This window comes from Rhodospirillales bacterium, from assembly GCA_016699855.1.
GTDB lineage: Bacteria > Pseudomonadota > Alphaproteobacteria > Reyranellales > Reyranellaceae.
In genome coordinates, this window is sequence record CP064988.1 from 1,166,406 (window position 1) to 1,181,007 (window position 14,602).

14 protein-coding genes and 2 pseudogenes are annotated in these 14,602 nt (G+C 71.6%); 12 read left to right on the forward strand and 4 right to left on the reverse strand.

Going from position 1 to position 14,602, the window contains the following annotated elements; all coding sequences use genetic code 11:
• Nucleotides 1-16: 16 nt before the first annotated feature.
• Together IPK81_05540 and IPK81_05545 are read right to left on the reverse strand one after the other, a co-directional pair.
• Entirely contained in the window at nucleotides 17-418 is a 402-nt protein-coding gene (locus IPK81_05540) for a DUF4170 domain-containing protein (GenBank protein ID QQS13692.1), read from the reverse strand.
• Between the two features lie 107 nt (nucleotides 419-525).
• Nucleotides 526-1,260 carry a hypothetical protein gene (locus IPK81_05545; GenBank protein ID QQS13693.1) on the reverse strand — a complete coding sequence of 245 codons (735 nt, stop codon included), beginning with the start codon at nucleotides 1,258-1,260 and terminating at the stop codon, nucleotides 526-528.
• A gap of 235 nt (nucleotides 1,261-1,495) precedes the next feature.
• Between IPK81_05545 and IPK81_05550 the strand changes: the two are divergent.
• Nucleotides 1,496-3,024, forward strand: a pseudogene (locus IPK81_05550) (UbiD family decarboxylase).
• Nucleotides 3,025-3,037: 13 nt separating this feature from the next.
• On the opposite strand, the gene IPK81_05555 reads toward IPK81_05550, so the two are convergent.
• Complete coding sequence (locus IPK81_05555) at nucleotides 3,038-3,283, reverse strand: hypothetical protein (protein QQS13694.1); 246 nt, start codon at nucleotides 3,281-3,283, stop codon at nucleotides 3,038-3,040.
• A 120-nt stretch (nucleotides 3,284-3,403) separates the two neighbouring features.
• Between IPK81_05555 and IPK81_05560 the strand changes: the two genes are divergently transcribed.
• From IPK81_05560 to IPK81_05580, 5 genes and pseudogenes are all read left to right on the forward strand, one after another.
• Nucleotides 3,404-3,718 (forward strand): nucleotidyltransferase domain-containing protein, encoded by a 315-nt coding sequence (locus IPK81_05560; GenBank protein ID QQS13695.1) that lies wholly within the window; start codon nucleotides 3,404-3,406, stop codon nucleotides 3,716-3,718.
• A complete protein-coding gene (locus IPK81_05565) occupies nucleotides 3,715-4,095 on the forward strand; it encodes a HEPN domain-containing protein (protein ID QQS13696.1) in 381 nt (126 codons plus the stop codon). The genes IPK81_05560 and IPK81_05565 overlap by 4 nt, the downstream gene beginning before the upstream one ends.
• Nucleotides 4,096-4,159: 64 nt before the next feature.
• Entirely contained in the window at nucleotides 4,160-4,798 is a 639-nt protein-coding gene (locus IPK81_05570; GenBank protein QQS13697.1) for a TetR/AcrR family transcriptional regulator, read from the forward strand.
• Nucleotides 4,799-4,854: 56 nt separating this feature from the next.
• A complete protein-coding gene (locus IPK81_05575; GenBank protein QQS13698.1) occupies nucleotides 4,855-5,376 on the forward strand; it encodes a DUF2852 domain-containing protein in 522 nt (173 codons plus the stop codon).
• 438 nt (nucleotides 5,377-5,814) lie between these two features.
• Nucleotides 5,815-6,219: pseudogene (locus IPK81_05580) on the forward strand (type II toxin-antitoxin system VapC family toxin).
• A gap of 12 nt (nucleotides 6,220-6,231) precedes the next feature.
• On the opposite strand, the gene IPK81_05585 reads toward IPK81_05580, so the two are convergent.
• Complete coding sequence (locus tag IPK81_05585; GenBank protein QQS13699.1) at nucleotides 6,232-7,071, reverse strand: universal stress protein; 840 nt, start codon at nucleotides 7,069-7,071, stop codon at nucleotides 6,232-6,234.
• Between the two features lie 314 nt (nucleotides 7,072-7,385).
• Between IPK81_05585 and IPK81_05590 the strand changes: the two genes are divergently transcribed.
• The 6 genes from IPK81_05590 (at nucleotide 7,386) to IPK81_05615 (ending at nucleotide 14,563) form a co-directional block, all read left to right on the forward strand.
• Nucleotides 7,386-7,736 carry a hypothetical protein gene (locus IPK81_05590; protein ID QQS13700.1) on the forward strand — a complete coding sequence of 117 codons (351 nt, stop codon included), beginning with the start codon at nucleotides 7,386-7,388 and terminating at the stop codon, nucleotides 7,734-7,736.
• A 127-nt stretch (nucleotides 7,737-7,863) separates the two neighbouring features.
• The gene (locus IPK81_05595) at nucleotides 7,864-8,577 is read left to right on the forward strand and encodes a hypothetical protein (GenBank protein ID QQS13701.1); all 714 of its coding nucleotides are present in this window, start codon (nucleotides 7,864-7,866) and stop codon (nucleotides 8,575-8,577) included.
• Nucleotides 8,578-8,984: 407 nt separating this feature from the next.
• Entirely contained in the window at nucleotides 8,985-10,673 is a 1,689-nt protein-coding gene (gene leuA, locus IPK81_05600) for a 2-isopropylmalate synthase (GenBank protein QQS14965.1), read from the forward strand.
• 178 nt (nucleotides 10,674-10,851) lie between these two features.
• Nucleotides 10,852-11,067, forward strand: a complete 216-nt coding sequence (locus IPK81_05605; GenBank protein ID QQS14966.1) for a hypothetical protein — start codon at nucleotides 10,852-10,854, stop codon at nucleotides 11,065-11,067.
• A gap of 96 nt (nucleotides 11,068-11,163) precedes the next feature.
• Nucleotides 11,164-13,614 carry a UvrD-helicase domain-containing protein gene (locus IPK81_05610; GenBank protein QQS13702.1) on the forward strand — a complete coding sequence of 817 codons (2,451 nt, stop codon included), beginning with the start codon at nucleotides 11,164-11,166 and terminating at the stop codon, nucleotides 13,612-13,614.
• 37 nt (nucleotides 13,615-13,651) lie between these two features.
• A complete protein-coding gene (locus IPK81_05615; protein QQS13703.1) occupies nucleotides 13,652-14,563 on the forward strand; it encodes a 50S ribosomal protein L11 methyltransferase in 912 nt (303 codons plus the stop codon).
• The last annotated feature ends 39 nt before the right edge of the window (nucleotides 14,564-14,602 follow it).

Here is a 14,602-nt window from a genome sequence, read left to right on the forward strand (position 1 = left end):
GGCATCCCGGCGGCCTCTAGCCGCCGGCCGAGCTGTCGATCTCGATGCGGAAGCGGCACAGCGCGTCGTCGACCGTGGCCCAGGCGCGGCCGGCCCACGCCTTCTGCGCCTCGGCCTCGGTCGCGAACGGCCCGTGCCGCTCCAGCGTCTTGCCCGGCGCCAGCCGCGTGAAGGTCGAATCGGCGTATTCACCGCCGACCACCCAGTAGCGCGGCGCGGTCGAGGTCGTGGCGTCCTCGGTGAGGATCGAGAACCGGCTATGGGCGTCGTCGACGGTCGACCAGGCGCGGCCCGACCACGCCTTGAGCGCGTCCTCGTAGTTGGCGAAGGGGCCGTGGCGTTCCTCGGCCTTGCCGGGGGCGAAGCGCGTGAAGCTGGTGTCGCTGTATTCGCCGCCGATCACCCAGTAGCGCTTCATCGTCCGTCTCTCCCAGCAACCGACCAACGACGCCGGAGGGACTCGATACCGCGGACACCGCTACGGTTCAATGACGCGCGTGGTCGCAGCGCCGGCGGGATCACGGATCAATCCAGCGCGCGGCGCGCCAGCTCGACCCAGGCCTTGTCCTCGAAGCTGATCTCGCGCCGCCGGCCAGGGCCCTTGACGATGTCGGCGTAGAGAAGCCGCGCGCGGGCGGAATCGCCGGCCGCCGTCAGCAGCTGGGCGAAGCGCGCCTTGGCCTCGGGACCGGGGTAGACCGGCACCAGCGCCTCGTACTCCTCGGCCGCCTTGGCGGTGTCGCCCAGCGCCTCCAGCACGCGGGCGTAGAGCAGATGGCCGGAGCGCGACTCGAAGCCGGGATGGTGCGTCTGGACCAGCTCGAGCGAGGCTCTTGCGGCGGCGAAATCGCCCATCCCGAACTCGGCCCGCGCCCGGCCGATCAGCAGCGGCGCGTCGAATTCATAGAGGCCGGTCATGACGGCGGCGTAGAGCGCGCGCGCCTCGGCGAAATTGCCGCGCTCGACAAGCTCCTCGGCGAGGTCCTTGGCGTTCTGCGGCGTGTCGGCGTCGGCGTAGGCTTCGCGCTTCAGGCGCAGCGCCTTGTCGGGATCGAGCGCCGTCAGCACGCCGGCCTCGATGCGCCGGGCGCCCGGCGTGCCGCGCATCTCCGGCAGCAGCACCATCACGAAGTACAGCGCCGAGCCGATGCCCGGCGCCAGCACGAGGATGTAGAGCCAGTTGCTGTTTCCGCCCTTGCGGACGCAATGCAGGAGGCACCCCATGTTCAGCGCCCACAGGAACCCCAACAGCACCGGCACGCGCACATCTCCCGCTCGATACCCGTCCACAGTGTACAACGGATCGCCCCGCCGGGGAATCGGATGGCGGGAGACCGCGGAGATTCGCATTCGTACTTCTGCGATGGCGACCCATTCCCTCTCCGCCGCGCAGCGGGGGAGAGGGCGAAACGCGCCGCAGCGTGCCATCCGGCGCCGCCTCGGCTAGAACGGCGGACGCCGCCTGACCCGTCCACGGCCCACGCCCAGGTCCACCATGCCCTACGCCTCGCTGCGCGATTTCATCGACCGTCTGGAACGCGACGGGCGGCTGGTGCGGGTGACGCGGCCGGTGTCGCCGAAGCTGGAGATGACGGAGATCCAGACGCGGCTGCTGGCGACCAAGGGCCCGGCGGTGCTGTTCGAGAACGTCGTGCGCGACGACGGCACGCGCTACGACATGCCGGTGCTGGTCAACCTGTTCGGCACGGTCGAGCGCGTCGCCTGGGGCATGGACCGCGAGCCGCACCAGCTGCGCGAGGTCGGCGAGACCCTGGCGTTCCTGCGCCAGCCCGAGCCGCCCGGCGGCTGGCGCGAGGCGCTGGACATGCTGCCGCTGCTGCGCACGGTCATGGCGATGAAGCCGCGCACGGCGGCGGCATCCTCGGCGGTTCGGCGCCGTGCCAGGAGGTCGTGCTGACCGGCGACGACATCGATCTCGGCGCGCTGCCGATCCAGACCTGCTGGCCGGGCGAGCCGGCGCCGCTGATCACCTGGCCGCTTGTGGTGACGCAGGGCCCGAACCCGAAGGGCGACAAGCAGGACAGCTTCAACCTCGGCATCTACCGCATGCAGGTGCTGAACAAGAACCAGACGCTGATGCGCTGGCTCAAGCACCGGGGCGGCGCGCAGCACCATCAGCGCTGGAAGCAGTCGGGCAAGCGCGCGCCGCTGCCGGCGGCCGTGGTGATCGGCGCCGATCCCGGCACCATCCTCGCCGCCGTCACGCCGGTGCCGGACACCTTGTCGGAGTACCAGTTCGCGGGGCTGCTACGTGGCCGCAAGGTCGACCTCGTCGACTGCAAGACGGTGCCGCTGAAGGTGCCGGCCGAGGCGGAGATCGTGCTGGAGGGCCATGTCAGCCTCGACGAGCACGGCGACGAGGGGCCCTACGGCGACCACACCGGCTACTACAACAGCGTCGAGCGCTTTCCGGTGTTCACGATCAGCGCGATCACCATGCGCAAAAAGCCGATCTATCTCTCGACCTTCACCGGACGTCCGCCGGACGAGCCCTCCGTGCTGGGCGAGGCGCTGAACGAGGTGTTCATCCCGCTGCTGCGCCAGCAATTCCCGGAGATCGTCGATTTCTGGCTGCCGCCGGAGGGCTGCTCCTACCGCATCGCCGTGGTGTCGATGAAGAAGGCCTACGCCGGCCACGCCAAGCGCGTGATGATGGGCGTGTGGAGCTACCTGCGCCAGTTCATGTACACGAAATGGGTGATCGTCGTGGACGACGACATCGACGCGCGCGACTGGAAGGACGTGATGTGGGCGATGTCGACGCGCATGGACCCGGCGCGCGACATCACGCTGATCGAGAACACGCCGATCGACTATCTCGACTTCGCCAGCCCGGAGTCGGGCCTGGGCAGCAAGATCGGCCTGGACGCGACCAACAAATGGCCGCCCGAGACCAAGCGCGAATGGGGCACCAAGATCGCGATGGATCCGGACGTGGTGGCGCGCGTCGACGCGATGTGGGCGGAGCTGGGGTTGCCGGGCGGCGCGGCGCCGAAGCGCTGAGGCGGCGGCGACGTCAGGCGCGCGGACGCAGCAGCCACCAGCGGATCGCGAGCAGCACGGCGGCGATCAACAGCGCGAAGACGGCGCCGATGCCGGCGAAGTACGGGATCATCCCGGCCATCTCGTCGTAGGCGCGCCGGCCGGCGGCGGTGAACAGACCCCACCAGCAGAACGCGGCGAGGGCGAGGGCGACCGCGACCAGCGCGATGGCGACGCCGACGAGCAACGGTCGGCCGGACGGCACTTGAGCAGGTCGCATCGGTCCAGCATCCAATGGTGTCGGCCACCACTCATGGACCGTCCCGGCGCGCCCGGCAAATCCACGGCGGCCGGTCGGCACGGCTGCGCGCGTGCCAGGTCGTCATGGTATAGTCCGATCATGCCGGCCCGCGATCTCACCCTCGTCCGCGAGTTCAAACGGCGCGCCGAAGCGGCGCTGCCGGGGCGGATCGCGCGCGTCGTTCTGTACGGCTCGCGCGCCCGCGGCGACGCGCGGGCGGACTCGGACTGGGACATCGCGGTGTTCACTCCAGGCGATCCGACGCCGTCGGAGTGGAGCGAACTCGGCGACATCAGTTTCGAGCTCTCGACCGAGACCGGCCTGCCCATACACCTGATCGTGCTCCCGCAACGACGGGCGGACGACGGATCGGCGATCTCCGTCAGCGTCGCGGCCGACGGGATCGCGGCGTGACACCGGCGACGACGCTGGCGTTCGTGCGGGCCGTCGAGTCATTGGCGATGGCGCGCGCCAATCTCGCGGCCAACCGCCCGGAGACGACGATCCACGACGCCTACTACGCCATGTTCCGGGTCGCCCGCGCCTTCGTCGCCGAGCGCGCCGGCGCGCGACCGAAGACGCATCGCGGACTCGGGATCGCATTCGGCCAGTTGACGCGCGATCTACCTGCGGAGGAGCGGCGGATCGCCCGGAGGCTGGGCGTCGCGCTCGACCGTCGCGTCATGGCCGACTACGACGACGTGGCGTCCTTCGATCTTTCGCACGCGGCGGTGGCCCTCGACGAGGCCGACGCGTTCGTCGAGCTCTGCCGGAGGCTGATGGCCGGCTAGCGGCGGCCCCGGGACCCGCGACGGCGCGTGCGCCGGACCCCTCCGCCATGTTAAGAGCCTTAACATGAGCAGGAAGGACCGCGAGGCCTCCGACCGGAGCTACCACCACGGCAATCTGCGCGAGGCGCTGATCGAGGCGGCGCGCGCGTTGATCTCCGAGAAGGGGCCGGCGGGCTTCACCTTCGCCGACGCCGCGCGCTGGGTCGGCGTCAGCGCGGCGGCGCCCTACCGGCACTACCGCGACCGCGAGGCGCTGCTGGCCGACGTGGCCCTGCGCGGGTTCGAGCGCTTCGAGGCGGCGCTGGCGAAGGCGTGGGACGCTGGCCGGCCGAGCCCGATGCGGGCCTTCTCCAACCTCGGCCACGCCTATCTCGATTTCGCGCGGCGCGAGCACGCCTACTACACCGCGATGTTCGAGGCCGGCCTGCCGCCGGACGCGACGCCGGAGCTGCGCGCCGCCGGCGACCGGGCGTTCGCGGTGCTGCGGCTGGCGTCGGAGACGCTGTGCGCGTCGCTGCCGCCGGCCAGACGGCCGCCGTCGCTGATGATGGCGCTGCATGTCTGGTCGATGTCGCACGGCGTGGCGTCGCTGTTCGGACGCGGCGATTCCGGGCGGCGGGCGATGCCGATGACGGCCGACGAGCTGCTGGAATCGGCGGTGCTGGTCTATCTCCAAGGATTGGGATTCGGCGCCCCCTCTTGACATCCACAGGGGGAATCGCCAATGTTAATGTTGTTAACATTTACATGGAGGCCGTGATGGGCCTGGTGGGGAAACTCGACGACCTCGGCAAGCCGGCGTGGATCGCCCTGATGGTCGTCGCCTTCGTCCTGTTCTGGCCCGTCGGGCTGGGGATTCTCATCTACCTGAAATGGAGTGGACGCATGTCGTGCTGGAAACATCAACGCGCCGGCCACTGGTACCGGCCCGACGAGAGCCGCGACGCCCGGCATGAGGGCCGCCCCGATGGCCGCCATGGCGGCTTCGGCGATTGGGTGAAGCGCGGCTGGGACGGCCGGCGCGGGCCGGAATCGAGCGGCAACCACGCCTTCGACACCTACCGCGAGGACACGCTGCGCCGCCTCGAGGAGGAGCAGCGGGAGTTCCGCGAGTTCCTGGAGCGGCTGCGCTACGCCAAGGACAAGGCCGAGTTCGACCAGTTCATGGCCGACCGCCGCGCCGCGCCGCCGGCCTCGCCCGAGGGCCCGCACGCGCCGTCCGCCGGCGGTCCGACGCCGACCCCGCCGGCCCCCTCGGCGCCGTTCTCGCCGACGATCTGACGCCGGCCGCCACCGCGCGAAGATGGAAACGGCGGGCCTCGGCCCGCCGTTTTCGCGTCCGGCCGGCGGCGGGCGCCGCGGTCGGGGCATTGCCGACAGCGCGTCGTTCATCCATATTTCCGGTAACTTTTTCCGGATATAGCGATGACCAAGCGCACCAGCTCCAGATCAACCGCCACCGCGGTGCGGGCGCATCGCCGCCGGCTCAAGTCGCGCGGCATGGCGCGCGTCGAGTTGAACGTCGACCGCCGCGACGTCGCGCTGGTGCGGGACGTCGCGACCGCCCTCGCCGACCCGGCGCGCCGCGACGCCGCGCGCTCCGTCCTCGCGCAACTTCGGCGCGCCGGCGGCGCCGAGCCTCAAGGCGCTGCTCGCGTCCGCGCCGCTCGACGACGTCGATCTGACGCGCGACCGCGACCCGCCGCGCGAGACCGGTCCATGGGTTTCCTGATCGACACCAACGTCATCTCGGAGATCCGCAAGGGCGCCCGCTGCGACCGGCGCGTCGCGGCGTGGTACGCCGGCCTCGCCGACGACGACCTCCATCTCTCGGCGCTGACCCTGGGCGAGATCCGGCGCGGCGCCGACCGCCTGAGGCCGACCGCGCCGGAACGCGCGGCCGCGCTGCTGCGCTGGCTGGACGCCGTGCGTGCCGCGTTCGACGCGCGCGTGCTGCCGATCGACGGCGCCGTCGCCGACGCGTGGGGGCGCATGACCGCGCACCGCACGGTGCCGACAGTCGACGGGCTGATCGCCGCGACGGCCCTGGTCCACGGCCTGACGCTCGCGACGCGCAACCTGCGCGACGTCGCCGATCTCGGCGTGCCGCTGCTCGATCCGTTTCGCGCCGCCGCCTCAGTGCGCGAACAGCACGGGGATCGGCGAGGCCGTGATGAGGTGGCGCGTCAGGCCGCCGAAGATGAGCTGGCGCAGGCGGCTCTGGGTGTAGGCGCCCTTGATGATCAGGTCGGCGCCGACCTCCTGCGAGGCCTCGACCAGCGTGTGGCCGGTGCTGCGCGCCACCACCGGATAGTGGCGCACGGTGACGGTCAGCCCGTGGCGGCGCAGCGACAGCGCCAGCTCCTCGGCCGACGGGCCCGGCACCATCGCGCCCTCGACGCTGATCACCGACACCGCCTCGGCGCTCTTCAGCAGCGACGAGGCCATGGCGATGGCGCGCGCCGTCTCGGTCGAGCCGTTCCACGCCACCACGACGCGGCGGCCGACCTCGGCCGGCGCGCCCTGCGGCACCATCAGCACCGGCCGGCCGGACTCGAACAGCGCGCCCTCGAAGATGCTCTCCGGCATCTTCGGCGGCCCGCCGGGCTGCGGCACGATCATGATGTCGGCGGCGCGGCCGTTGGCGCCGATCGTGGCCGGCGCGGCGTGGTCGGAATCGGCCCAGCAGGCGCCGCCCTCGAGCGCGCCGGCGGCGACCTTGCCGATGCCGGCGGCGGCCATGCGGGCGTCGAACGCCTGGCGCAGGCCCTCTATGCGGCGCTTCTCCTCCTCGTCGTCGTCGAGCATGTCGAACGGCGCGCCCATCCCCGCCTCCGCCCAGGCGACGCTGACGGCCCGGAAGGACGGCGGCGCCAGCCCGATGACGTGCGAACCGTGGCGCTTGGCCAGCGAACCGGCGACGTCGAACGTCGTGGTGTCGTCGGCGCTCCACGCCAGTGCGAGGATGGTTTTCATGACGTACTCCCTCCGGTGAACGTTCCACGCCTACGCGCGCCGCGCGGCCGTCGTTCGGGGGGAGATCGGCGAACCGAGCGTCCGCCCCGGGGCGGTTTCGTTGTCGCGGCGTCCCTGTCGGACGCGAGGATACGCCGCTGACGGCGCCACGGGGAACCGCAAAGATGCGCCCGCGGATCCGCCGTCCCTCTCGAGAATCCGGGGCAACGAGCGCCTGGAACGATCCCCCGCGTTCGCGCGCGCCGTCTTTTTTTGGCCACCTTCCGGACAGAGGGTGGACACGCCGAGACAGACCCATCCCGAGGAGGCCGTCCATGTCCGACACCACCGTTCCAGCGATGATCGCGCGCGGCGCGACCCTCGGTCTGACGCTGGCCGCCGCGGTGGCGTTCGCGGCGCCCGCTTTCGCGGACCCGGGACGCGGCCGGGGCCACTACCATGGCGGCGGCCACTACAACGCGCCGCCGCACAAGCACCACCACCACTACGCGCCGCCACCGGTCGTCTACCACCCCGCGCCGGTCTATTACGCACCCGCGCCCGTCTACTACGCGCCGCCGCCGGTCTACTACGCCCCGCCGCCCGCGTATTACGGCCCGCCGCCCGGCTACTACGGCCCCGCCCGCGGATCGCTGAGCATCGGCGCCACGATCCCTCTGCGCTGATCCACGCCATCGCGACACCGACGGCGCCGCGGGGATGCGCGGCGCCGTTTTCGCGCGCGCGCCGAGCGCATCGACAAACCCGCCGCGCGGGGGCACGCTACGTCGGAGAAGGAGCGCCACCGCGACCATGACCACGCCGTACAACGCGCCTCAAGATCCTGTCGTCCGCGGCGGCGACGGCAGCGGCGGCGGCGCCCTCAAATTCCTCGCCGTGCTGGCGGTCCTCGGCGCGCTGGGCGGCGGTGGCTACTACGCCTACCAGACGCTGGTCGTCGACGCGCCGGCGCGGCCGGCGCCGACGCGGCCCGCCAAGCCGCCGACCGCCACGCCACCCGCGCGCACCGCGCCGGCCGAGCCGCAGGCGACGCGGCGGACCGAGCCCCGGCCGACGTCGCCGTCCTCGACCACGGCCGAAGGCGAGAGCATCGGCAAGCGGCGCAGCGCCGTGGACACGCCGTCGCCGCCGAACACGACGCCCGCACCGGCCGCGCGGACGACGCCGTCGACCGGCGGCGGCGCCAAGGGCGGCCCGCCCGAGAACGTCTTCATCTGGGTGTTCGTCGGCTTCATCGTGATCACGACGCTGGTCCTCATCGCCGTCAACATCCGCATTCTGCGCGCCCGCGCGGCGCGGGCGGCGGCCGCCGGAGGGGGCGGCCCGTGGGGCGCCTCGCCGGTCGCCGTCGATGGACGCGGCCAGGCGAAGGCGTCGTCGGGTGGAGGCTTCCTGTTCCGCGTGATCTGGTTCCTGTTCCTGGCCGGCATGATCGATTTCACGGTCCTGGACGGCGCCATCTTCAACTGGCTGAAGATCTTCACGATGGCCTTCCTCGCGCAGTGACGCGCCCGGCGGCGGCTTGACTTCGCGGCCGGTTCGGGCAAATTGCCGCGATGACGTGGCGACTGCCCCTGCTTCGACTTATCGGCGCCGGCCTCTGAAGGTCGGCGGCGCGCGTCTGCGCGCCCCCTGTCGAAGCACCGCCAACGTTCCCCGGGTCCACGTCATGACTTCCCAAGATTTTCCGCGCCGCCGCCCGCGCGCGTCCACGCCGTCCGCGGCCGCCGCCGGCGGCGCGCGACTTATCACCGGCTCCGGGGCCTGAGCGTCGCCGCTCGCCCGGGAGCGCGGCCGGCCGCCATCGCGGCGCCAGCCATCGTTTTCGCCGTTCCCATCATGGCCCGCCCCGCGCCCGGACAGGCGCCCGAGGCGGCGCGCCGAGGAGAGTAGAGATGACCCAGAAACCGATGATGCCCGGCGCGAAGGACAAGTACGCGCCGTTCAAGCCGGTGGCGATCGCCCACCGCGAATGGCCCAACAAGGTGATCACCAGGCCGCCGATCTGGTGCGCCGTCGACCTGCGCGACGGCAACCAGGCGCTGATCGAGCCGATGGATTCCGACCGCAAGACGCGGATGTTCAAGCTGCTCTGCCAGATGGGCTACAAGGAGATCGAGGTCGGCTTCCCGGCGGCGTCGGAGACCGATTTCGAGTTCGTGCGCGAGCTGATCGGCAAGCGGATGATCCCCGACGACGTCACCATCCAGGTGCTGACGCAGAGCCGGCCCGAGCTGATCGAGCGCACCTTCGAGGCCTGCCGCGGCGCCAAGCGCGCCATCGTCCACCTCTACAACTCGACCTCGACCCTGCAGCGCCGCGTCGTGTTCGGACTCGACCACGCCGGCATCATCGACATCGCCGTGTCCGGCGCCAAGCTGGTGAAGAAGCTGGCCGACGCCGATCCGGCCACGGAGTGGGTCTACGAGTACTCGCCGGAGAGCTTCACCGGCACCGAGCTGGAGTTCGCGCGCGACATCTGCGCCGCCGTCGGCGACGTCTACAAGCCGACGCCGGCGAAGAAGATGATCGTCAACCTGCCGGCGACGGTCGAGATGGCGTCGGCCAACGTCTACGCCGACCAGATCGAGTGGTGCCACAAGAACTTCAAGTACCGCGACTCGATCATCCTGAGCCTGCATCCGCACAACGACCGCGGCACCGGCGTGGCGGCGGCCGAGCTCGGCTTCATGGCCGGCGCCGACCGCATCGAGGGCTGCCTGTTCGGCAACGGCGAGCGCACCGGCAACGTCGATCTCGTGACGCTGGGCCTGAACATGTACACCCAGGGCGTCGATCCGGAGATCGACTTCTCCGACATCAACGAGATCCGCCAGACGGTCGAGTACTGCAACCAGCTGCCGGTGCACCCGCGCCACCCCTACGGCGGCGATCTGGTGTTCACCGCCTTCTCCGGCTCGCACCAGGACGCGATCAACAAGGGCTTCAAGGCGCTGGAGGCGTCGAACAGCAAGCTGTGGGAGGTGCCCTATCTCCCGATCGATCCGGCCGACCTGGGCCGCAGCTACGAGGCGATCATCCGCATCAACAGCCAGTCCGGAAAGGGCGGCATCGCCTACATCCTCAAGAGCGACTACGGCATCGACATGCCGCGGCTGCTGCAGGTCGAGTTCTCGAAGGTGATCCAGCGGATCGCCGACGAGACCGGCAAGGAGATCCAGCCGGCGCTGATCTGGGAGACCTTCCAGCGCGAGTATCTCGGGCGCGTGTCGCCGGTCGAGTTCTTCGAGCACACCACGGTGCCGAACCCGGCCAACCCGGAGCAGCGTCTGCTCGACGCCAAGGTGAAGTTCAACGGCTTCGAGAAGACGATCACCGGCGCCGGCAACGGCCCGATCGCGGCCTATGTCGACGCGCTGGGCAGGAACTGCGGCATCCGCCTGAAGGTCCGCGACTACCACCAGCACGCCGCCGGCGCGGGATCCGACGCGACGGCGGTCAGCTACATCGAAGCGGAGACGGCCGACGGACGGGTGCTCTGGGGCGTCGGCATGGACTCCAACATCGTCGCCGCCTCGCTCAAGGCGGTGACCAGCGCCGCCAACCGCGTCGCCTCGCCGGTCAAGGGCGGCGCCGACTGAGGCGCGGCCTCGCCTTCCGACGGGCGCCCGCGCGGGGATGGTCTTGGCCGTCCCCGCGTAGGAGGCATAGAGTGAGCGCGCGGTCCGTTCCGGACCGGCCACTCTTGGAGGGAGAGCGAATATGACCACCCGGATCGCCGGCTTCGCCCGGCTCAGCGGAGTCGCCACCGTCGCCGCCATCGCCGGCGCGCTGGCCGTCTATCTGCCGACGCGCGAGGCGGACGCCGAGAACCAGCCGCACATGCGATCGGCGTTGAACTCGCTGCAGACCGCGCGCAGCCAGCTCCAGCAGGCCTCGGCCGACAAGGGCGGCCACCGCGCCCAGGCGATCAACCTCGTGAACTCGGCGATCGACCAGGTCCAGAAGGGCATCGCCTACGACAGCCGACGCTAGAGGCCCGTCCACCGCCGCCGGCGCCGCCCGGCGGCGCCGGTGGATCGACCGGGATCGCGCGTCGCGCCGGTGCGCCGGCGCTGCTATACCCGGCGCATGTCCGATCCATTCGACATGACCGACGAGCCGGCCGAGCCGGCGACGCGCGCGCGCCGTCCGGCGCCGCCCGCGCCGCCGGTGGCGACCGACGGCGCCTACCTCGCCGGCCTCAACGAGACCCAGCGCGAGGCCGTCGAGCACACCGAGGGGCCGCTGCTGGTGCTGGCCGGCGCCGGCACCGGCAAGACCCGCGTGCTGACCACGCGCATCGCGCACATCCTCGTCTCGCGCCGCGCCTTCCCGAGCCAGATCCTCGCCGTCACCTTCACCAACAAGGCGGCGCGCGAGATGCTGGGCCGGGTCGGCGCCGCGCTCGGCCACGCCGCGGACGGGCTGTGGCTGGGCACCTTCCACTCCATCGGCGTGCGCATCCTGCGCCGCCACGCCGAGCTGGTCGGGCTCAAGAGCAACTTCACGATCCTCGACACCGACGACCAGGTGCGGCTGATCAAGCAGCTGCTGGAGGCCGAGGGGATCGACGACAAGAAGTTCCCCCCGCGCGTCCTGAGCGGCATCATCCAGCGCTGGAAGGACCGCGCGCTGACGCCGGACAGGATCGGCAATTCGGACGACTCGGCGGAGTTCGCCGACGGCCGGGCCGTCGACATCTACCGCCAGTACCAGGAGCGTCTGGCCGCCCTGAACGCGGCCGATTTCGGCGATCTGGTGATGCACTGCGTGACGATGTTCCAGGCGCATCCCGACGTGCTGGCCGACTACCACCGCCGCTTCCGCTACATCCTGGTCGACGAGTACCAGGACACCAACGTGGCGCAGTACCTGTGGCTGCGGCTGCTGGCGCAGGGCGTCGGTGGCGGCGCAGGGGCGCCCGGCGGCGGCCGCAACATCTGCTGCGTCGGCGACGACGACCAGTCGATCTACGGCTGGCGCGGCGCCGAGGTCGGCAACATCCTGCGCTTCGAGAAGGACTTCCCCGGCGCCCGCATCGTGCGCCTCGAGCGCAACTACCGCTCGACGCCGCACATCCTCGCCGCCGCCAGCCACGTCATCGCCCACAACGAGGGCCGGCTGGGCAAGACGCTGTGGACCGATCTGACCGAGGGCGACAAGGTCCGGCTGCGCGGCGTGTGGGACGGCGACGAGGAGGCGCGCGCGATCGGCGACGAGATCGAGGCGCTGCAGCGCGAGAAGCACCGACTGGGCGAGATCGCGATCCTGGTGCGCGCCTCGTTCCAGACGCGCGAGTTCGAGGAGCGTTTCATGACGCTCGGCGTGCCCTACCGCGTGATCGGCGGGCCGCGCTTCTACGAGCGGCAGGAGATCCGCGACGCGCTGGCCTATCTGCGGGTGGTGGCGCAGCCCGACGACGACCTCGCCTTCGAGCGCATCCACAACACGCCCAAGCGCGGGCTGGGCGACTCGACCCTGAAGACGCTGCGCGACATCCACCGCACGCAGCGCGTCAGCCTGTTCGAGGCGGCGCGCCGGGCGCTGGAGACCGATGAGTTGAAACCCCGCGCGCGCAAGTCGCTGGGCGACCTGGTGCGCAATTTCGAGCGCTGGCGCGCCATGCTCGACGGCATGGGTCACGTCGAGGTGGCGGAGACCGTGCTCGACGAGTCCGGCTACACCGAGATGTGGCAGCGCGACCGCGCGCCCGAGGCGCCCGGCCGGCTGGAGAACCTCAAGGAGCTGATCAACGCGCTGCAGGAGTTCGAGAACCTCCAGGGCTTCCTCGAGCACGTCGCGCTGGTGACCGAGGGCAACCAGAACGCCGACGGCGACATGGTCAACATCATGACCATCCACGCCGCCAAGGGGCTGGAGTTCGACACGGTGTTCCTGCCGGGCTGGGAGGAAGGCCTGTTTCTCAACCAGCGCGCGCTCGACGACAAGGGCCTGTCCGGCCTCGAGGAGGAGCGGCGGCTGGCCTACGTGGCGCTGACGCGGGCGCGCAAGCGGGCCTACGTGTCGTTCGCGGCCAACCGCCGCGTGTTCAACCAGTGGCAGGCCGCGATCCCGTCGCGGTTCGTGCAGGAGCTGCCGCCGGCGCATGTCGAGGCCAGCAGCGACGCCGGGCTCTACGGCAACGCCTCGACCGGGCATTTCGGCTCGATGCGCGGCGGCGGCCTGACCGACGTCGACGTCGACACAGAGGCCGACTGGGGGCCCGACTGGGCGCGGGCGCGCAAGCTCGGCGCGGCGACGCGGCCGGGCGCGACCAGCGTCTATTCGCAGGGCGCGTTCGGAGGCCGGGGCGCGGCGCGCAACGGCCGCGGCCGCGGCGCGTCGGGGACCGTCGAGACCTTCGACGACCGCCGCGCGGCCGGCGACCGGCCCGCGGACGCCCTCGCCGTCGGCCAGCGCGTGTTCCACCAGAAATTCGGCTACGGCCGCGTCGCCGCCATCGACGGCAACAAGCTCGACATCGAGTTCGAGAAGGCCGGCCCGAAGAAGGTGTTGGACAGCTTCGTCCAGGCCGCGTGACGGCGCGCCCCGCTCCCCTCGATACGCGCGAGTCCACATGACCGCCTGGAAGCTCTCCACCACCGTGCCCGCGCCGGCCGCCGCGGCGTTCGACGCGGCGCTGTCGGACGCGCTGGTCGACGACGGGCTGGTCGTCTCGACCGTCGAGCTGTCGCGCGACGGGCCGTGGCGCAGCGACGTGTTCGGCGAATGCGCCACGGTCGACGGGCCGGACGCGGCGACGCGCGCGCGGCTGGCCGACGCGGTCGCCGGCGCGGCGCGCGCCGCCGGAATCGCCGCGCCGGACTGGTCGATCGAGACGCTGCCCGACACCGACTGGGTGGCCGAGAACCAGCGCTCGTTCCAACCTTTCGCGGTCGGCCGGTTCTGGGTGCATCCCTCGCACGATCCCGGCGCGCCGCCGGCGGGCGCGATCCCGCTGCGGATCGACGCCGGACTGGCCTTCGGCACCGGCACGCACGCCACCACCAGCGGCTGTCTCGAGGCGATCGGCCGGCTCGACCCGGCGGCGCACGCCCGGGCCGTCGACATCGGCTGCGGCAGCGGCATCCTGGCCATCGCCATGGCCAAGCTGTGGAACCGCCGCGTACCCGGCGGCGACAACGATCCCGAGGCGGTCGACGTGGCGCGCGAGAACGCCGCGCTCAACGGTGTGGCGGCGCTGTGCGATTTCCACGTCGCCGACGGCGTCGACTCGGCGGCGCTGGCGGCGCGCGGGCCGTTCGATCTGATCGTGGCCAACATCCTCGCCGGCCCGTTGGTCGACCTGGCGCCGTCCTTCGCCGCGGCGGCGGCGGCGCGCGCGACGATCGTGCTCGCCGGCCTGCTGGCGGAGCAGCGCGACGAGGTCGCGGACGCCTACGCGGCGCTCGGCTTCCGGTTGGTCGACGAGATCGTCCGCGAGACCGGCGGCGCGCTGTGGCCGACGCTGACGCTGCGCCGCGGCTGAGCCGTCGACGCGAAAAGGGCCGGCGCTCGCGCGCCGGCC